The sequence below is a fragment of the Chlamydia crocodili genome (assembly GCF_018343815.1).
Lineage (GTDB): Bacteria > Chlamydiota > Chlamydiia > Chlamydiales > Chlamydiaceae > Chlamydia > Chlamydia crocodili.
Genome location: NZ_CP060791.1, coordinates 788,200 through 806,861, shown reverse-complemented (window position 1 = coordinate 806,861; position 18,662 = coordinate 788,200). Strand labels below are relative to the sequence as shown.

The following is an 18,662-nucleotide window of genomic DNA, read 5'->3' as shown; positions in this document are numbered from 1 at the left end:
TGGAAAACTGACATGTCCAGGTCGTGGATCTCAAAACGAGAGTCTAAGGTTCTTTACATACTCTTAACAACAACAGAACTGTATTTAAAAACAGGTCAGCCTGTTGGGTCAAAAACTCTGAAGGAATATGAATCTTCCAATCTAAGTACGGCAACTATTCGTAATTATTTTTCGGAGTTAGAGGCAGAAGGATTTCTAAAAAAGAATCACATCTCCGGGGGTAGGATCCCCACGGATCTAGCTTTTCGTTATTATGTGGACCACTGCGCAGACTTTTCTCAGGAAGAATTACCCGAATCTACAATAAATCTGTTAAATCAATTGCCCGAAGAAAGCCAAAATATCGTCAAAGATTTACAAAAGGCATCAGAACTCTTAGGAGAAGCGCTACAACTGCCTACATGTTTTTCCTCTCCGCGATTTGAAAATGACTCCGTAACTAATATCCAACTTTCTTTGGTGGATGAACAACGCGCTGTTGTCATTCTATCCACAGAATTCGGTCAGGTATTTACAGACACCCTATGGCTATCAGAAACATCAAATCCAGCTTCTTTAAAACGTATCGAAACCTTTCTTCAAAGTTATGTCCGTAAGCAATCCCCAACCGAGATTCTTTCACAAAAAGAAGAAGATCTAGGGATGACTCTATATAACGAAGTCGTAGTACGTTATCTCACCCGTTATTGTAATTTCAGTGAGGAAGATTTATATCAAACAGGATTATCAAAACTCTTAAGATATGAGTCTTTTAAAGATCCCGATATGCTAGCTCTAGGATTATCATTTTTTGAAAACCGACGCCATATGTGTAAACTTTTAGATATTGGTATGCACAGAGACCGACCCACAGCATTTATAGGTAATGAGCTTTCTGATATTTTTGGAACTCCAAACCCACAATGTGCTGTTATTACGACTCCTTACTATATGAATCGCACTCCATTAGGAGCCTTTGGTGTGCTAGGCCCTATCAATCTTCCCTATAAGGAGATTTATAGAACCCTTACACTATTTGCAGAGAAAATCAAAGCAAGCCTGACACAAAGTTTCTATAAGTTTAAATTATCTTTCAGAAGACCTTGTCCTTCCGATCCTAAACTCTCCAAAGAACCTACATTACTGGCAAGATACTCTTCTATAAAACTCTTACCCCCTAAGGAGACGTCATGACAGATTCCTCTAACGAACATGAAGCAGAAAATTCTTCAGTTCCTACTCCCGATAATGAGATTCAGGATCTCCAACAAGAAATAGCCACGTTAAAAGCGGAGCTAAAAGAAAAAAATGATAAATACTTAATGGTCCTTGCGGAATCAGAAAATGCCCGCAAGCGCATGCAAAAAGAACGCCAAGAAATGATGCAATATGCAGTGGAAAATGCTCTCATAGACTTTTTAGTCCCTATAGAAAGCATGGAAAAAGCTTTAGGATTCGCATCACAAATGTCAGATGAAGTGAAAAATTGGGCTTTAGGATTCAATATGATCCTACAACAGTTTAAACAAGTTTTTGAAGAGAAGGGTATCATTGAATACTCCTCAGTAGGACAAAAATTTAATCCATTTTTACATGAAGCAATGGAAACAGAAGAAACTACAAAAGTCCCCGAAGGTACTATCGTGGAAGAATTTTCTAAAGGCTATAAAATCGGAGATCGCCCCATACGTGTTGCGAAAGTCAAAGTAGCGAAGGCACCCGCACCTCAAGGAAAAGAAGAAGTAGAAAAATAAAATAAACCCCCTAGAGATTAGGTAAGAATCATGAGCGAACAAAAAAAATCTAGTAAAATTATAGGGATAGACTTAGGAACGACCAACTCCTGCGTATCTGTAATGGAAGGCGGACAAGCTAAAGTCATTACCTCTTCAGAAGGAACACGCACAACACCTTCTATCGTAGCATTCAAAGGGAACGAAACTTTAGTAGGAATTCCTGCAAAAAGACAGGCTGTCACAAATCCTGAAAAAACATTAGCCTCTACAAAACGTTTCATCGGAAGAAAACATTCTGAAGTAGAATCTGAAATTAAAACAGTACCATATAAGGTAGCTTCAGGATCTAATGGTGATGTCGTCTTCCTAGTAGATGGAAAACAATACACACCTGAAGAAATTGGCGCTCAAGTTCTTATAAAGATGAAAGAGACTGCTGAAGCATATCTTGGAGAACCCGTTACAGAAGCTGTGATTACTGTTCCAGCCTATTTCAACGATTCTCAAAGAGCTTCTACAAAAGATGCTGGACGTATCGCAGGCTTAGATGTCAAACGTATTATTCCTGAACCAACAGCTGCAGCTCTTGCTTATGGAATTGATAAAGCTGGTGATAAGAAAATCGCTGTCTTTGACCTTGGAGGAGGAACTTTCGATATCTCCATCTTAGAGATTGGCGATGGCGTATTTGAAGTGCTTTCCACAAATGGGGACACCCATTTAGGAGGTGATGACTTCGATGAAGTTATTATTAAATGGATGATCGAAGAATTCCAAAAACAAGAAGGTATTGATCTTAGTAAAGATAATATGGCTCTTCAAAGGCTAAAAGATGCTGCTGAAAAAGCAAAAATCGAACTTTCAGGAATGTCTTCCACAGAGATTAATCAGCCGTTTATCACTATGGACGCTAGTGGACCTAAACACTTAACTCTAACATTAACACGTGCTCATTTTGAAAAGTTAGCTTCTAGTTTAATTGAACGCACAAAAGCTCCATGTCAAAAAGCTTTAGCAGATGCGAAACTCTCTGCTAGTGATATTGATGATGTATTGCTCGTTGGGGGCATGTCAAGAATGCCTGCAGTTCAGGAAGTAGTAAAATCCATCTTCGGTAAAGAACCAAATAAAGGTGTAAACCCTGATGAAGTTGTTGCTATCGGAGCAGCTATTCAAGGGGGTGTTCTTGGTGGTGAAGTAAAAGATGTCCTACTTCTCGACGTGATTCCTCTTTCTTTAGGTATCGAAACTCTGGGAGGCGTGATGACTCCTCTCGTAGAGAGAAACACTACGATCCCTACACAAAAAAAACAAATTTTCTCAACAGCTGCAGATAACCAACCTGCAGTAACTATTGTTGTCTTACAAGGGGAACGCCCTATGGCAAAAGACAATAAAGAAATCGGAAGATTTGACCTTACAGATATTCCTCCAGCACCTCGAGGACACCCTCAAATCGAAGTTGCTTTCGATATCGATGCTAATGGAATTCTTCATGTATCTGCAAAAGATGCTGCTAGCGGTCGTGAGCAAAAAATCCGTATCGAAGCAAGTTCTGGATTAAAAGAAGATGAAATCCAAAGAATGATCAATGACGCTGAGAAAAATAAAGAAGAAGATAAAAAACGCCGCGAAGCTTCCGACGTAAGAAACGAAGCTGACAGTATGATCTTCAGAGCTGAAAAAGCCATCAGTGATTATAAAGAAAATATCCCTGAATCTTTAGTCAAAGAAATTGAAGAGCGTATAGAAAAAGTACGTACAGTTCTTAAAGAAGATGCTCCTATTGAGAAAATCAAAGAAGCTTCTGAAGAACTCAGTCGTCATATGCAAAAGATTGGAGAAGCTATGCAATCACAATCTGCATCTGCTGCTGCGTCTTCAGCTGCTAACGCTCAAGGCGGTCCTAATATCAATACAGAAGATTTGAAAAAACATAGCTTCAGTACAAAACCACCTTCAGGAAATTCTGCTTCCTCAAGTTCAAATAATGATAACATTGAAGATGCGGATGTTGAAATCGTAGATAAACCTAACGATTAATATCCTAAAAATCTTATCGTTTATTCCCTATTTCTCTGCAGAGGGATAGGGAATTTTCTTTTTAACCCTATCCATAAAAATATCTTTGCATTAAAAACATCCAACAAAGGCTAGGTAAACCCATGAAAATTATAATTTCAGACATGGAGCAAAGTTGGTGAAAAAAATAAGAAAAAGAAGACCTAAAGGCTTTAGAAGAAGCTCTAAGCAAATCTTAATTTCTGGTGTCCTATTTGTCCATGCCAAGAAAGGTTTTGGATTCGTCACACCTGATCACCCTGAGGAATATCCTTTTGATATTTTTATTCCTGCAAGGGACCTAAAAGGTGCTTTAGACGGAGACCATGTAATTGTCTCTCTTTTCCCAAATTCTAAAGAAGGGGAAAAAAGAAAGGGAGTAATTCACCAAGTTGTATCTAGAGGAAAGACGGTTCTCGTAGGAACTATAACCTCGGTAATTGACGCAACAACTGCTTTCGTTTGTGTTAACGCCTTAGGACCAGATATCCCTGTAAAAGCAAAACTTCTCCCCAAACGCTCCTATAAACTTGGGGATCGTTTATTATTAAGTACCCCTGCATGGAAGGAAAAACCTGAATCTAAAGAACCTCCTCCATTGGAAATGCTCGAATTTATCGGAAATATCTCCAATGCCAAATCAGACTTCCCTTGTATAAAAGCAGAATATGCTATTGAAGAAGACTTCCCAGAAGCTGTTATTGAAGAAACTAGCCATTTCTCCCAAAAGCATATCAGTCAAGCTCTACGATCACGAAAAGACCTTCGCGATCTTTTGTGTTTTACTATTGATTCGATAACCGCAAAAGATTTTGATGATGCCGTATCATTAACTTATGATAACAATGACAATTATATTCTTGGTGTTCATATTGCAGATGTCTCTCACTACGTGACACCACATTCTGCTTTAGATCAAGAAGCGAGTAAAAGATGTAACTCTATTTACTTTCCTGGAAAAGTAATCCCGATGTTGCCTTCAGCACTTTCTGACAACCTTTGCAGCTTAAAACCTAATGTAGATCGGCTTGCAGTGTCGGTATTTATGACTTTTACTAAGGAAGGACATTTATCTGATTACGAAGTATTTCGTAGCGTGATTCGAAGCAAATACCGTATGACCTACGATGAAGTAGATGAGATTGTAGAAAACAAACAGCCTCATCCTATATCAAAAACTCTCCTTGCTATGGCAGAATTAAGCGAGAAATTCGCGGATATTCGAGAAAAACGTGGTTGCATCCGACTCGTTCTACCTTCATTTACTATGTCGTTAGATAATCTTCAAGAACCTGTAGCTCTTATAGAAACACGACAAACTCTATCACATAAACTCATCGAAGAGTTTATGCTTAAAGCTAACGAAGTGATTGCCTATCATATTTCCCATCAGGGAGTCACTCTACCATTTAGAATTCATGAATCTCCAAATGATGAGAGCCTACTCTCATTCCAAGAGATGGCAAAAGCTATGGGTTTTGATATTATCATGACACCGGCTCAAGAACCTGATTACCAATATTTACTACAAGAAAGCACTGCAGGGCATCCTTTAGAATCAATTCTACACTCACAGTTTGTACGGAGTATGAAAACAGCCTCATATTCAACAGAAAATAAGGGGCATTACGGATTAAAACTCGATTTCTATACACATTTTACAAGCCCTATTCGTCGCTACATTGATCTTGTTGTTCATAGACTTCTATTTCATCCTATGTCTATAGAAGAAACTCGCTTAGAACACATCGTAAGAGCCTGCTCAACACAAGAACGCATAGCTGCAAAAGCCGAATTTGCTTTCGAAAATCTTAAGAAGACCCGTTTCTTAGATAAGTTCTTAAAAGAACAACCTGAAACAATTTATAAAGGCTTTATTATTACAACAAATCCTGAAGGAATTTTCTTCACGGTTCCAGAGTTTTGCCAAGAAGGTTGTATCCCAGCAGCGCAACTGCCCAAAGAATATTCCTTGAAAAAGAAAACTTCTCCCGATGATCTTCCAAGCAAAATGCGTCCTGGAGCAATAATAGAGATAAAACTTGCGGAAGTGAACCTTCTTAATCAGGCAATTACCTGGTCTTTGGTAACCAAAACACCAAAAACAGGTAGTAAAAAACAATCTAATCCGGAAAAAAAACCTAGAACTAGAAGAAAAAGGAAAACAGAATAATGCTTCCTGAAAGTTTTTTTCTAAACGATGATGTTCTTTATTTAGCAAAAGAGTTACTAGGACATATTCTCATAACCAAATTCTCAGGGAAAACAACTTCAGGGTTTATCATAGAAACAGAAGCATATCGCGGACCGGACGATAAAGCTTGCCATGCCTATAACTATAGGAAAACAAAAAGAAATATTCCTATGTATAGCCGTGGAGGCATTGCTTATGTCTATCGCTGCTATGGCATGCACTCTTTATTCAATGTAGTAACTGGGGATAAAAATCTTCCTCACGCAGTATTGATTCGGGCTATTCTTCCTCACGAGGGAGAAGATATTATGATTGAAAGACGTCGATGGCAAAATAAACCTAAACACCTGATTGCCAATGGACCAGGAAAAGTTTGTCAAGCACTCAATCTTACCCTTGAACATAATACCCTGTCTCTCACCTCACCAAATCTTCATATAAGCAAAGAAAAAATTTCAGGAACAATTACACAAACACCTCGCATAGGTATTGATTATGCCGAAGAGCACCGTGATCTTCCCTGGAGATTTTTATTAAACATAAAAAATTAAAAAAAAATTTAGAGAAAAAAGCATTGAAAATTGCTAAAAAAAATTAAACATAAAGAATATAAATATTCCAACCTCTGACATGGCAAGAAAAATCTAACAAAATATTATGGAGCCATATCGTAAACTCTGTTCTTATGTTAGTTCAATTAAAACTAGAAATCCTCTAACTCAACAATAGTGATTTATGAAAAAACACTTTATTACAGGCCTGGTTATCCTTCTCCCCCTAGCAATTACTCTTGCTATTGTCGGAATGATAATGAATTTTCTTACTCAGCCGTTTGTTGGCCTGGTTTCAGGATTTTTCGAACGTATCAGCTTTTATTCCAAACACAAAGCTCTACTGAAATTCGTCTTACAGATCATCCTCTTGTTCGGATTATTCTTCGCTACAGTCCTTCTAGGATTTCTTGCACGTTTAATGATCTTCAAATCTCTGCTATCTATTTACGATAAAATTCTTCACAGAATCCCTATTATAAAAACTGTTTATAAGGCTGCTCAACAAGTCATGACAACAATCTTCGGATCCCAATCCGGATCATTCAAACAAGTTGTTATGGTTCCTTTCCCTAATGCACAAACACGTTGTATTGGTCTCGTTGCAGGGGATGCACCAAATATCTGCTCTGATGATCCCGAAGATCCTATGATTACAGTATTTATCCCTACAACACCTAACCCCACTTCAGGTTTTCTCACTCTTTTTAAAAAATCTGATATTACTTTCTTGGATATGAAAATCGAGGATGCTTTCAAATATATTATTTCTTGTGGTGTGCTTACTTCAGGATCAAATACCTCATGTTCCCCAATTACTGAAGCTTTAGGGCAAAATCCTCAGTGATAAATGGGTCATCCTATTGAAAAAAAACGTTCCTTTGATTATCCTTTTCCTTAATTATAAGTCTCCGATCTTTCTCTCGATCACTTTGGAGAATTAAAAAGTTAAATATCGAGTTATCTTATGACACGCATGAGTAAACAAGCTCGTCGAAGAGCAGTGAGTCCAAAAAAGCGTAAACCTGTTTACGCGATTACTCATCCTAAACCCGCTCCAAGAATCGCTTACAAAGCACGTAAAAATGCTGTAAGCAGCGAAAGTATTTTTATTCCACAAATTAGTTAGTTACTAGAGTACCAGTTATGTCACGACATCGTAGTTACGGTAAATCCATTAAAGGGGAAACCAAAAGAAACGTGCTTAAACGTTTTGAACGGATAGACGTTTTGCGTAAACTAGGCCGTTGGAATGATGCTACAGCAAAAAAAGCTACAGGCCTTCCTAAAACTCCTGTAATGAAATAAAAAATCTACGCTGATTTATCTTGAAAGAAGTTCCTATAGAAGTTTGTATTTTCAACAAGCAAAGTGATGTTCCCATTCGGATACAATCAGCGAAAAAACTAGTCCTTTGTTGCCTACAACATTGGAAAATTCAGACAGATCAAATATATGTTTATTTCTTGGAAGATGAAGCTTTAGCACAACTTCACGATGAAATATTCTCCGATCCCTCACTGACGGATACTATTACCCTGCCTATAGATTCCCCTGGAACTACTTCTCAACCTCATATTCTTGGGGAAGCCTTCATTAGCCCGAAAGCCGCTATACGGTTTTTGAAAGATCGTGCTGAAGATTCTGATCTTCTATATGAAGAGATTTCTCGTTATGTTGTTCATTCTCTCCTACACATGCTTGGATATGATGATCTAACTCCTGAAGAAAGAAAAAAAATGAGAGGTAAAGAAAATCAAGCGCTATGTATGTTAAGAGAAAAAGACGCACTTTTATCAGATTAAAATGCTTGATTTCCTATTAGCAATTTCTATCCTCCTTCTCCTTTTCGCGACGGCACTCACACAAAAATCTGTCAAAACACAAGATGAAGATAATAAACAGCACCGACAACACTGCCAATCAAATACTCCTGCTCTTTTAGCCTCCGTATTACTTAGTTTGTACGGAATTTTGGGAATCACTATTTACTCTAAGTATGCATTCTCAACTAAAAGCTTATCTCTTACCTTTTGGGTAATTTATATCCTTGCAGCTCCTTTAGCTTACGGTTTCCTTCCTTATTGTATAAAACTCCATAGAGGAATTAGCTCCGCCCTATGTTTCATCTCTTCTCTATTTCAAGCATTTTTTCTCCCCTTCCAACGCTCCATCAATAACATTGACGACGATCCTAAAATTCATAGTTCAGAAATGGAGAATCAACTGTCTGAAGCTGTATCATCTTTTGATAAATTGATCGTTCGAGAAATTATGATTCCTAAAGTAGATATCTTTGCTATTCAAGAAGATACACCCATCCGCAATGCATTCCCAGCTATCGTAGAAGAAGGCTATAGCCGGATTCCTCTGTATAAAAAAAATATCGATAATATTACTGGCGTACTTCTGGTAAAAGATTTGTTGGCCATGTATCCTAAATCTATAGACTCCTCTCAACCCGTCTCTTCAGTAGCTAAGCCTCCATTGTATGCTCCGGAAATTAAAAAAGCTTCTTCACTACTTCAAGAATTCCGTCAGAAACATCGCCACTTAGCAATCATAGTAAATGAATATGGTGTTACTGAAGGAATCGTCAGCATGGAAGATATCATCGAAGAAATCTTCGGTGAAATTGCTGACGAGTATGACGTTCAAGAAGATATTCCTTATAAAAAAGTTGGAAACTCTTGGATCGTAGATGGACGTATGAATATCTCTGATGCTGAGGAATATTTTAATCTAAAAATCCATCATGAAAATAGCTATGACACCTTAGGAGGACATGTTTTTCATAAAGTTGGTGCTGTCCCACAAAAAGGTATGAAAATTCATCACGAAAACTTTGATATCGAAATTATCACTTGCTCAGAACGTAGTGTAGGCAAACTCAAAATCACCCCAAGAAAAAAGAAACTATCTCCTTCGTAACTTCCTATAATATACAGAGAAACAAAAGAATAGAAAAATCTCTTTGCAAAAAACCTAAAGATTTACGAGAGTTAGGTCTTGAGAAATCACCATAGGTTTGGGAGCATCATCGATAATGAATAACATCCAAAAAGAAGAGCACGGAACCACTGCTGTCTTACATCTCCAAGGAAAACTTGACGGGATCTCTTCTCCGGAAGTACAAGAAAATATCTCACAATCCCTATCTTCAGGAATCAAAAATATCGTGCTTGATTGCGCGAATTTAGACTATATGTCTAGTGCTGGCATTCGAGTTCTTTTACAAAGCTACCACCAAGTAGGAAAACATTCGGGAAAAATTGTTCTTACCTGTGTCCCTAAAACAATAGAGCAAACTTTATACGTTACCGGATTCCTCTCATATTTTAAAATGTTCAATAGCGTACAGGAAGCATTACAAACATTAAGCAAAGACGAAGATTGAGAAAAACCTTTTTCTCGTGTATGATAATGCCTTCAGTTGATTCCAACCCGCTATGTTACTATGCGCAGATCTGTTTGTTATGTTAATCCTTCCGTAGCTAGAGCTGGGCAAATATCCACGTGGAAATTTCTTTACTCTCTAGTTGACTATCTTCCTGAAGGAACAAAACTTAAATTTGACTTGGGATGTCAAGGAAGGCCAATAGATTGGGAAACTCCCTCTATCGATCTAAAACAATCTCGCAATACTATCTATTTAGAAACACCCAGAGGGGATATTCTTACTGCCGTAATGATCCCCATACCCAATAGCCTGGTTCATCAATACGAATTTACCCTCCCCTATGAATTAGAAGCCGGTGAGACTCTTACTATTATTCTCGGGCCTTCTCCAGAACATCCGCAAACAGATGAAGCAGGAAATGGTGCTCAGCTATTTACTCAACGTAGAAAACCTTTCTATCTTTATGTAGATACCGAAGGTAAGGGAAACTATGATGAGCCCGATATCTTTACCATGGATATTCGAGGTAATGTTCTTAAACATATCCAGATTTTTACACCTTCCTATGTTGTAAAGAATAAACGCTTCGATATCACCGTGCGGTTTGAAGATGAGTTCAATAACCTTACGAACTTCTCTCCAGAAAATACACGTATTGAACTCTCCTATGAACATCTAAGAGAAAACCTTAATTGGCAATTATTTATTCCTGAAACTGGATTCGTTATTCTACCTAATCTCTACTTCAACGAACCTGGAATCTATAGAATTCAATTAAAAAACCTTTTAACGAATGAAATCTTCATTTCCGCACCTATAAAATGTTTTTCAGAGTCAGCTCCAAATCTTATGTGGGGTCTACTACACGGAGAATCAGAACGTGTAGATTCTGAAGAAAACATAGAGGCATGTTTAAGACATTTTAGGGATGATTGTGCTTTAAACTTTTATGCGTCGTCCTCTTTCGATAATCAAGAAGGTTTAACTCCTGATCTTTGGAAAATGATCAACCAGACTATAGGAGATTTTAATGAAGAAGATCGTTTTGTCTCTTTATCTGGCGTACAATATTTTGGAGAACCTGGAGAAGAAGGTCTTCGCCAAATTCTCTATATAAAAGAAAATAAATCTTGTTCGAAACATAAAGACTGTAAGATTGCTTCTTTATCAAAACTCTATAAAAGCGCTTCGGGTCACGAAATTATCTCAATACCATGTTTCACTGCATCGAAACATTATGGATTTAACTTTAACAACTTCCATCCGGAATTTGAACGTGTTGTAGAAATTTATAACTCCTGGGGATGCTCAGAACGAACAGAAAAAGAAGGGAATATTTTCCCTATCAAGGGATCTGATTCTGAAGTTGAATCAGGGACATTAATAGAAGCATTAAAACGCAACTTGCGTTTTGGTTTTGTTGCAGGTGGCCTTGATGATCGTGGTATCTATAGCAAATTTTTCGATGTCAACCAACAACAATACACTCCAGGACTCACTGCCATTGTATGTAACAAATACAATCGAGAATCTCTTGTAGAAGCTTTATATCAGCGTCACTGCTACGCAACTACAGGACCAAGAATTATTGTTAGCTTTAACATTACCTCAGCTCCCATGGGTTCTGAGTTGTCAACAACTACAAAACCCGGCCTTGCTGTAAATCGTCATATCTCAGGATATGTTGCAGGAACAGCTCAACTAAAAACTGTTGAGATTATCCGTAACGGGAAAGTTATAAAAACATTCCATCCTGATAGTAACAACCTAGATTACGAATATGATGATATGGAACCTCTATCTAAAGTAACTCTTAAAGATCCTAAAGGAAAAATTCCTTTTGTGTTCTACTATCTCCGAGTAACTCAAATAGACCAATCTATGGCATGGAGTTCTCCTATTTGGGTAGATCTTCATTAATACTACCGATTGAAGGCTGATCTTTTTATGATGACTCTTTTTCTTCTTATTTGCTGCGCTACAGCACTACTAGGAGTAGGCATAGTCATTTTACTCATAGGCTCTTATCTCTTAGGTAGACCTCTATCTAAAGGATGTGGAAAATCGGACTGTTGCCATAAAAAAGCATGCGATAAACAAACTCGATCTGATTCTACAACTAAAGCGCCACCTTATGACGACGACACGCATCCCCCGCATTCTACCTAAAAACTCTTGGTTGAAGCATTTATTCGATAACTATATAGAAGGAGCACGTCTTTCCACAGAAGATGCCTTACGCTTACTTCTCCTCGAAGATGAAGACGATCAGCATGCTTTATGGGCATTTGCAAATATGGTACGTCAAAAATACGTCGGAGATGTCGTTTACTACTCCTCAACGTTTTATTTATATCCTACCAATTTCTGTGAATTCAATTGTACTTTCTGTGCTTTTTATGCAAAACCAGGGGATCCTAAAGGTTGGTTTTATACACCAAATCAGTTAATAGAAAAGATCCGCGCCCTAGATGTTCCCATTACAGAAACACATATCGTTGCTGGATGTTTCCCAGATTGTAATCTAGACTATTATACTGAGCTATTCAGTAAGATTAAGGAAAATTTCCCTCATATCCATATCAAAGCATTAACAGGTATCGAATATGCTTATCTCGCCAATCTGCACAATATTCCTGTTATAGAAGTATTGAAAATCCTAAAGAATGCTGGATTAGATTCTATTCCTGGAGGAGGATTTGATATCCTTGTCGATGAAATACGGCAAATACTAGCTCCAGGACGTTTATCTTCTCAAGATTTCTTAGAAATTCATAAAGAAGCGCACAATCTCGGCATACCTAGTAACAGTACTATGCTATGTTACCATAGAGAACGTCCTGAAGATATCGTCACACATATGAATAAATTACGAAATCTTCAAGACGATACTTTAGGATTTAAGAACTTTGTATTGTTAAAGTTTGCAACAGAAAACAATCCTCTAGGGAAAAGATTACGTAAATTAGGTAGTTCCCATAATATCATGCCAGCATCTATCATTGCTGTAGCAAGATTATTTTTAGATAATTTTAGAAATATAAAAGCCTTGTGGAATTATCTAGGAATCGAGCAAGCTCTACATTTGTTATCCTGTGGAGCCAACGATTTCTCGTCCACACATATCGGAGAAAAGGTTTTTCAAATGGCCTCTTCGAATCAAAATATAAAAATGGATATTGAGGGAATGGCAAGCCTCATCAAAAAACAAGGACGCATACCATGTCTGACAAACTCGAGAGACGTATAACTTTAGGTTGTGTAAGCTATATCAACGCTTTTCCTTTTTCTTTAGAACTTGCCAAACATGAGGATATCCTTCTTCATACAGCACCTCCAGCAGATCTACTTGGGAAACTCCTTGACGGTAGTTTACAATTTGCTCTTACCTCTGCAGTAGGATTGCTAACCCATCCCTTAGGAAAGCTTCCAGGATTTGGCATAGCTGCTTATAAGAAAATTCTTAGTGTAAATCTCTATGCTGCATCGACATTTTTTACCTCAGAAAAACTCCGTATTGCAGCAACAAAAGAAAGCCGCTCTTCAGTAATGTTACTGAATGTTCTTTGTCGTCATTTATGGAATACCCCTCTCCCAGAGATTATTCAGCTCTCTTCCGAGGAAGTGATCGAGAAAGCTGAAGAATATGATGGCTTATTATTAATTGGCGATAAAGCTCTACACCATCCTTACATCGCAGGATTTGCAACTTATGATCTTGCTCAAGGGTGGTATGAACTTACCCAGTTACCTTTTGTTTTTGCTGTTGTCCTGTCCAATAATCCTCAGGGAAGGGATGTTATACAAGCAGCATTAGAAAGCTCATTGAGCTATTTTGAATCTCACCCAGAAACAGCTATAGCAAAAGCTATAGAACGCACCCAGTTGCCAAAAACTCTTATTAAAGAGTATTACTCTCTCTGTCGTTATCGTCTAAGAGAAGAAGACTATGAAGGCTTAGAAAGATTCCGAGAATATCATGCAACCATCTATCAACAAGCCTAATCTTCAGGAGATGTTTGATTCTTTGGCACCTAAATATGATAGGATCAATTCTATCCTATCTTTAGGAATGCATCATTTATGGAATCGTAAGTTTTCAAAAATGTTAGGAAAGTCAGAACGTATTTTAGATCTTTGTTCAGGTACGGGGAAAGTTGCCTATAGATATATTCGGGATTATCCAGGATCAAAAGCAACACTAGTAGATTTCTCGTCGAATATGCTCTTGAAAGCAAAACAACGTTACCCTAACGCTCCTTTCACCTTTATAGAAGGAGATATTATCCAATTGCCTATCAATCAAGAATCACAGCCGTTAGCAGCAATGGCCTATGGATTACGAAACCTTCCTGATTCTAAAAATGCTCTTCATGAAATCTATCGTATTTTAAAACAAGACGGATCCCTAGGAATTTTAGAACTCACCTCACCTTCTAATAATCATCCCCTGTATCTAGCACATCGGTTATATTTAAAATCTTTGGTTCCCTGGCTAGGAAGATTATGTTCTAAAAATAAACAAGCTTATCAATACTTAGCTGAAAGCATTAAGAATCTTCCTAGTGACGATTACCTAGAGCAAATCTTCAAAAATGCCAAATTCCAAATAAACAAAAAAAGAAAACTTGCCTTTGGGGCAGCGACTATTTGGATATTACGAAAGATCTGAAGTCTATGAGGACTTCTTACGGCCACGTTTAGCAGGAGCCTTACTCTTAGGCGCAGGCTTCTCATCATCATCACTATCGTCATCATCTCCAAAGAAATCTCCCGTAGACAGTGAATCATAACCTAATTTTGCAGACAGCTCTTTCAACGAAGCGAATCTTTCTGAAAGATTAGCAAGGTTTAATTGATCTTCAACACGGCCTGATCCACGCAAATGCGCAAGGAACTCTTCTTCAGTATCAAATTTCTCAGAAAATGTGATTGAAGATGCTGAAGTAATTTCTGGAAGGAAAAGAAAACGTCGAGCAACTGCGGGTACCTTAGTATAAATATCACTGGATATCGTAGTCTCAGATTCTACTTTTGCTGATTGCTTCGGAGGGCGTCCTCGTTTAGGACGAGGATTTAGTGCTTCGTTAGAATAATAAACTTTAGCCTTATTCACGAGCAACTGACGTGCTTGTGATAACTCTTTTGATACTTTGGTATCGAAAAGATGAATTTTAAATTGTTCTAAAATATGCTTCGTAAAGTCTAGATCTTCCTCAAAGACAAAATGAAACTTATTATTACGCAACCACTCAATAATACGTATACGAGAACGTTCTACATAAAATTGTTGCCATTTCTCTAATTCAGATTCATGATCGTAAATAAATTCTAAAAACTGTTCCCGAGCATTTTTAGATTGTAAAATTTCAAGAAACTTTTCTTTCGTATCAATATCATAAATTTTTTCATTGATAAACGTCTCCATGATTTTCTTAACTTCATAGAACGTTAACTTAGGAATTAGACAATAACGTTCCGCGTTTACCTCTAATTCTTCATAGATCTTATCCAAGTCTTCTTGATCTTTATCTAAATCAATATAGAGGATAAACCCCTCAACACGATCTAAATAAAAATCTCTCTCATCGTCAGACTTAGAGAAGGCATCCATAAGACGCAGGGCACGTAATAAAAGAGGATTTTGTGGTACAGGATACGTAGTCATAAATCAAGATTATAGAAGAATTGGAGTTAGAGGGCAAGAGATCTATCCTTAAGAAATAAATTCACAATATAGAATCACAGATAGATATTCCTCCTCTCAACTATTTTTGAAGCCTTTTCTATTCAGATTCAATATAAAAATTTGAAAACTCTAATGAAAGACTTCTTTATTTACAGGACCTTCAAGATACACTCGATCGCCATCTAAAAAAATTTTAATTAAAATATCACTCCATGTCCGAATACGCATTTGAGTATTTGATAAATTGTAGCGCCTAGATGCAACAAGAGCTGCTGCTGTAACTCCGGTTCCACAAGCCAAACATTCTCTTTCTAATCCACGTTCATAAGTACGTATTCGAAACTCTTTAGAATTTATTCCTTCAACGAAATTTACATTAGTCCCTTGAGGCAAAAAATCCTCATGGTAACGTAGAAAACTTCCCCAAAGATCTATAGGAACACAAGATACATTATCGACAAAAACGACAAGATGAGGAACTCCCGTGTTTATACTAAAAATTTTTTTAGGAATCTGTGAAATAGTATACGAGAGACTATGACAATGATATTTCCAATCTGGAAGAGTCATATCTACAACAACACGATCCCAAGAATAAAATTTTCCAAAATAGATTCCTGAATCGGTTTCTACAGAAATTTCTTCTTTTCTCAATACTGAAGAAAGATGGGCTATAGCACAACGAAGACCGTTCCCACACATCTTAGGTCGAGAACCATCATCATTAAAAATAATTAGCTTAGCATCAGCAACTGACGAAGGAAGAATAAGTAAAAATCCATCTACTTGTTCCTCCTTACATAAAACGGAGATTGTCGCAATCTCAGGACAGGTCTCACTAAGAATAAAGCGATTTCCTGCCCCAGAGTATAAGTAAGGCTTATAAATCGCTGAACGAGAAAAGGATGCCATCTAATAAACCAAAATCCTTGGCTTCATCTGCTGTCATCCACATGTCCCTATCAATAGCTTTTTCAATGACTTCTCGAGGTTGCCCTGTGGCTTCTAAATACACATCCACGATGCGTTTTTTCGTTTTTAAGATCTCACGGGCATGAATATCTAAATCCGTAGCTTGTCCTGTAATTGGACCTCCTATGGATGGCTGATGAATCATAATACGCGAATGAGGAGTTGCAAAACGACGACCAGGAGCAGCGCATAAACTTAATACCGACCCCATAGAAGCAGCTAATCCTGTAACTACAGTAGTTACTGGAGAGGTCATCATTTTTATCTGATCCCAAACTGCAAACCCTGCATCTACGGATCCTCCAGGACTATTAATTACGAATACTATAGGCTGACCAGGATTGGTAAGTTCTAAATACCAAAGCTTTTTAATAGCATCTGCTGCGCTCTTATCTGTTACAGGTTCTGAAAAGAATACCCGACGGGCATCTAAGATTTTTTTATCTATAACATCTCGTAACTTATTAACTACTTCCCCATCAGGCATAGAACAACATATCTCCTAACTAAACTAAAGTTTCCAGATCAATTTCAGGATAAAGCGGGAACCGCGATAATAAGTCTGCGACTCGTGCTCTTGCTTCTTGAGCAATGTTTTCTGGAAGCTCTCCTTCACTTTTACTAAAACTATCATCAGCATTACGTCTCAAAGTAATATTTCGCAATACTTTCACAATAATATTCGCAACTTCTTCCATTTCATCGCTGCTCATACCAAGAGTTGTTAAAGCAGGTGTTCCCAAACGTATTCCTGAAGTATCCCATTTGCCTACAGCATCCGATGGTATAGTGTTGCGATTTACTGCAATACCTACGGAACTTAAGATATCCTCAGCTATGCGTCCGGAAATACCTAGAGAAGTCAGATCAATAATCAACATATGATTATCTGTACCACCTGTAAGTAAACGTAATCCCTGCTTTTGGAAATGTTCTGCTAAAGTTCTAGCATTGTCCACAACCTGATGAGCATACTTTTTAAAATCCACAGTAAGGGCTTCTTTTAATGCTACAGCCTTCGCAGCAATAACGTGAGGTAAAGGCCCTCCCATCATTAACGGACAAGCTCTATTAATTACCCCATCATATTCCTTAGAGGCTAAAACCAAACCTCCACGGGGCCCGCGCAAAGTTTTATGAGTTGTCGTGGTTACAATATCAGCAAAAGGAATAGGATTTTCTTCTTCAACAAAAACGCCGCCAGCAACAAGACCTGCAAAATGCGCCATATCCACCCATAAAACAGCTCCACAATCATCAGCGATTTGTTTTAGAGTAGAAAAATTTAACCTACGAGAATAGGAAGAATAGCCAGCAATTAATACTGTAGGCTTATGTATCCGCACCAAACGTGCAATCTCAGCATAATCAAAAAGCTCTGTCTTTTTATTAACTTCATAAGGCAAGCAGCGCATTAATTTCGACATCACGTTTAGACGTACGGTTCCATGCGTTAAATGGCCTCCCGAGTTCAATGAAGGACCTAGGCATACATGAGAACCTATCTCAGCTTTTAACTCAGCATACTCCTTATCAGTAAGATCATTGATCGTTTTATAACCTAAACGTTTAACAGCAGGAGCTTGGATTTTCTGAGTGATAATCGCCATTATTGCTAACAAATTTGCATCTGCTCCGGAATGTGGTTGTACAAAAGCACTTTCTGCACCAAAAAGTTCTTTAGCTGTTTCAACACATTCCCACTCAATAGCATCAACATTCTCACAACAAGAATAAAATCGCTTAAATGGGCTCCCCTCACAATATTTATCCGTAAGCAGGTTCCCCATAGCGAGCTGAACCGAAATAGATGCATAATTTTCAGAAGCAATCATCTTTAAACGAGAACGTTGACTCTTTAGTTCATCAATGATGCTCTTCCCAATGGAAGGAAAGGAATGCAAAAGATGGTCTAATGCAGCTAAATATGCGGTAGAAGCCAGATCCTGACCTTTCTTCCCCGAAGCATTTTCTAAAAATTTATGCAACAATGATGCCATTGCCGAACCTCTATTAATAACTATCTACAAACGAAAAACTAAATATAAAGCGAAGCTCTCCGCACTTAACCCAAGAAAGC

Annotated in this window: 20 protein-coding genes; 16 read left to right on the top strand and 4 right to left on the bottom strand. The window is 37.7% G+C overall.

The window, feature by feature from the left end; translation table 11 throughout:
• Positions 1-12 precede the first annotated feature (12 nt).
• From hrcA to ubiE, 16 genes are all read left to right on the top strand, one after another.
• Complete coding sequence (gene hrcA / locus H9Q19_RS03680) at positions 13-1,173, top strand: heat-inducible transcriptional repressor HrcA (RefSeq protein WP_213240409.1); 1,161 nt, start codon at positions 13-15, stop codon at positions 1,171-1,173.
• Complete coding sequence (locus tag H9Q19_RS03675; RefSeq protein WP_213240407.1) at positions 1,170-1,733, top strand: nucleotide exchange factor GrpE; 564 nt, start codon at positions 1,170-1,172, stop codon at positions 1,731-1,733. The genes hrcA and H9Q19_RS03675 overlap by 4 nt, the downstream gene beginning before the upstream one ends.
• Positions 1,734-1,763: 30 nt before the next feature.
• Positions 1,764-3,758 carry a molecular chaperone DnaK gene (gene dnaK, locus H9Q19_RS03670; protein ID WP_213240404.1) on the top strand — a complete coding sequence of 665 codons (1,995 nt, stop codon included), beginning with the start codon at positions 1,764-1,766 and terminating at the stop codon, positions 3,756-3,758.
• 166 nt (positions 3,759-3,924) lie between these two features.
• Entirely contained in the window at positions 3,925-5,949 is a 2,025-nt protein-coding gene (locus H9Q19_RS03665) for a ribonuclease R family protein (protein ID WP_407644858.1), read from the top strand.
• A complete protein-coding gene (locus H9Q19_RS03660) occupies positions 5,949-6,521 on the top strand; it encodes a DNA-3-methyladenine glycosylase (protein ID WP_213240400.1) in 573 nt (190 codons plus the stop codon). Before H9Q19_RS03665 ends, H9Q19_RS03660 begins: the two co-directional genes overlap by 1 nt.
• 184 nt (positions 6,522-6,705) lie before the next feature.
• Positions 6,706-7,368 carry a DUF502 domain-containing protein gene (locus H9Q19_RS03655; RefSeq protein WP_213240397.1) on the top strand — a complete coding sequence of 221 codons (663 nt, stop codon included), beginning with the start codon at positions 6,706-6,708 and terminating at the stop codon, positions 7,366-7,368.
• 120 nt (positions 7,369-7,488) lie between these two features.
• Entirely contained in the window at positions 7,489-7,650 is a 162-nt protein-coding gene (locus tag H9Q19_RS03650; RefSeq protein WP_213240395.1) for a hypothetical protein, read from the top strand.
• Positions 7,651-7,667: 17 nt separating this feature from the next.
• On the top strand, positions 7,668-7,829 hold the full coding sequence (locus H9Q19_RS03645) for a small basic protein (RefSeq protein ID WP_117273925.1): 162 nt from the start codon (positions 7,668-7,670) through the stop codon (positions 7,827-7,829).
• Positions 7,830-7,849: 20 nt separating this feature from the next.
• On the top strand, positions 7,850-8,326 hold the full coding sequence (gene ybeY / locus H9Q19_RS03640) for an rRNA maturation RNase YbeY (RefSeq protein ID WP_213240393.1): 477 nt from the start codon (positions 7,850-7,852) through the stop codon (positions 8,324-8,326).
• 1 nt (position 8,327) lies between these two features.
• On the top strand, positions 8,328-9,452 hold the full coding sequence (locus H9Q19_RS03635) for a hemolysin family protein (RefSeq protein ID WP_213240391.1): 1,125 nt from the start codon (positions 8,328-8,330) through the stop codon (positions 9,450-9,452).
• Between the two features lie 115 nt (positions 9,453-9,567).
• The gene (locus H9Q19_RS03630; protein WP_213240389.1) at positions 9,568-9,918 is read left to right on the top strand and encodes an anti-sigma factor antagonist; all 351 of its coding nucleotides are present in this window, start codon (positions 9,568-9,570) and stop codon (positions 9,916-9,918) included.
• A 60-nt stretch (positions 9,919-9,978) separates the two neighbouring features.
• A complete protein-coding gene (locus tag H9Q19_RS03625) occupies positions 9,979-11,841 on the top strand; it encodes a DUF3604 domain-containing protein (RefSeq protein ID WP_213240386.1) in 1,863 nt (620 codons plus the stop codon).
• 27 nt (positions 11,842-11,868) lie between these two features.
• A complete protein-coding gene (locus H9Q19_RS03620; RefSeq protein ID WP_213240384.1) occupies positions 11,869-12,090 on the top strand; it encodes a hypothetical protein in 222 nt (73 codons plus the stop codon).
• Positions 12,056-13,171: a CofH family radical SAM protein gene (locus H9Q19_RS03615; RefSeq protein ID WP_213240382.1), complete on the top strand. Its 1,116-nt coding sequence runs from the start codon at positions 12,056-12,058 to the stop codon at positions 13,169-13,171. The genes H9Q19_RS03620 and H9Q19_RS03615 overlap by 35 nt, the downstream gene beginning before the upstream one ends.
• The gene (locus H9Q19_RS03610) at positions 13,144-13,926 is read left to right on the top strand and encodes a menaquinone biosynthesis protein (protein ID WP_213240380.1); all 783 of its coding nucleotides are present in this window, start codon (positions 13,144-13,146) and stop codon (positions 13,924-13,926) included. Before H9Q19_RS03615 ends, H9Q19_RS03610 begins: the two co-directional genes overlap by 28 nt.
• Positions 13,901-14,593, top strand: coding sequence for a bifunctional demethylmenaquinone methyltransferase/2-methoxy-6-polyprenyl-1,4-benzoquinol methylase UbiE (ubiE, locus tag H9Q19_RS03605; protein WP_213240378.1), 693 nt, complete (start codon positions 13,901-13,903; stop codon positions 14,591-14,593). Before H9Q19_RS03610 ends, ubiE begins: the two co-directional genes overlap by 26 nt.
• Before the next feature lie 3 nt (positions 14,594-14,596).
• Here ubiE and H9Q19_RS03600 read toward each other — a convergent pair whose 3' ends face one another.
• From H9Q19_RS03600 to H9Q19_RS03585, 4 genes are all read right to left on the bottom strand, one after another.
• Entirely contained in the window at positions 14,597-15,589 is a 993-nt protein-coding gene (locus H9Q19_RS03600; protein ID WP_213240376.1) for a UPF0158 family protein, read from the bottom strand.
• 150 nt (positions 15,590-15,739) lie between these two features.
• Positions 15,740-16,522 carry a bifunctional diaminopimelate epimerase/glutamate racemase gene (gene dapF / locus H9Q19_RS03595; RefSeq protein WP_213240374.1) on the bottom strand — a complete coding sequence of 261 codons (783 nt, stop codon included), beginning with the start codon at positions 16,520-16,522 and terminating at the stop codon, positions 15,740-15,742.
• Positions 16,491-17,069: an ATP-dependent Clp protease proteolytic subunit gene (locus H9Q19_RS03590; RefSeq protein ID WP_213240372.1), complete on the bottom strand. Its 579-nt coding sequence runs from the start codon at positions 17,067-17,069 to the stop codon at positions 16,491-16,493. Before H9Q19_RS03590 ends, dapF begins: the two co-directional genes overlap by 32 nt.
• Before the next feature lie 19 nt (positions 17,070-17,088).
• Positions 17,089-18,582: a glycine hydroxymethyltransferase gene (locus tag H9Q19_RS03585; RefSeq protein WP_213240370.1), complete on the bottom strand. Its 1,494-nt coding sequence runs from the start codon at positions 18,580-18,582 to the stop codon at positions 17,089-17,091.
• Positions 18,583-18,662: the final 80 nt, after the last annotated feature.

Excerpts from the sequence above, each read along its gene's own strand:
- ubiE (WP_213240378.1), top strand. The coding sequence starts at position 13,901 with ATGCAACCATCTATCAACAAGCCTAATCTTCAGGAGATGTTTGATTCT.
- H9Q19_RS03615 (WP_213240382.1), top strand. The coding sequence starts at position 12,056 with ATGACGACGACACGCATCCCCCGCATTCTACCTAAAAACTCTTGGTTG.
- H9Q19_RS03645 (WP_117273925.1), top strand. The coding sequence starts at position 7,668 with ATGTCACGACATCGTAGTTACGGTAAATCCATTAAAGGGGAAACCAAA.
- dnaK (WP_213240404.1), top strand. The coding sequence starts at position 1,764 with ATGAGCGAACAAAAAAAATCTAGTAAAATTATAGGGATAGACTTAGGA.
- H9Q19_RS03675 (WP_213240407.1), top strand. The coding sequence starts at position 1,170 with ATGACAGATTCCTCTAACGAACATGAAGCAGAAAATTCTTCAGTTCCT.
- H9Q19_RS03655 (WP_213240397.1), top strand. The coding sequence starts at position 6,706 with ATGAAAAAACACTTTATTACAGGCCTGGTTATCCTTCTCCCCCTAGCA.
- hrcA (WP_213240409.1), top strand. The coding sequence starts at position 13 with ATGTCCAGGTCGTGGATCTCAAAACGAGAGTCTAAGGTTCTTTACATA.
- H9Q19_RS03585 (WP_213240370.1), bottom strand. The coding sequence starts at position 18,582 with ATGGCATCATTGTTGCATAAATTTTTAGAAAATGCTTCGGGGAAGAAA.
- H9Q19_RS03590 (WP_213240372.1), bottom strand. The coding sequence starts at position 17,069 with ATGCCTGATGGGGAAGTAGTTAATAAGTTACGAGATGTTATAGATAAA.
- H9Q19_RS03660 (WP_213240400.1), top strand. The coding sequence starts at position 5,949 with ATGCTTCCTGAAAGTTTTTTTCTAAACGATGATGTTCTTTATTTAGCA.
- H9Q19_RS03635 (WP_213240391.1), top strand. The coding sequence starts at position 8,328 with ATGCTTGATTTCCTATTAGCAATTTCTATCCTCCTTCTCCTTTTCGCG.
- dapF (WP_213240374.1), bottom strand. The coding sequence starts at position 16,522 with ATGGCATCCTTTTCTCGTTCAGCGATTTATAAGCCTTACTTATACTCT.
- H9Q19_RS03630 (WP_213240389.1), top strand. The coding sequence starts at position 9,568 with ATGAATAACATCCAAAAAGAAGAGCACGGAACCACTGCTGTCTTACAT.
- H9Q19_RS03625 (WP_213240386.1), top strand. The coding sequence starts at position 9,979 with ATGCGCAGATCTGTTTGTTATGTTAATCCTTCCGTAGCTAGAGCTGGG.
- H9Q19_RS03600 (WP_213240376.1), bottom strand. The coding sequence starts at position 15,589 with ATGACTACGTATCCTGTACCACAAAATCCTCTTTTATTACGTGCCCTG.
- H9Q19_RS03620 (WP_213240384.1), top strand. The coding sequence starts at position 11,869 with ATGATGACTCTTTTTCTTCTTATTTGCTGCGCTACAGCACTACTAGGA.
- H9Q19_RS03650 (WP_213240395.1), top strand. The coding sequence starts at position 7,489 with ATGACACGCATGAGTAAACAAGCTCGTCGAAGAGCAGTGAGTCCAAAA.
- H9Q19_RS03610 (WP_213240380.1), top strand. The coding sequence starts at position 13,144 with ATGTCTGACAAACTCGAGAGACGTATAACTTTAGGTTGTGTAAGCTAT.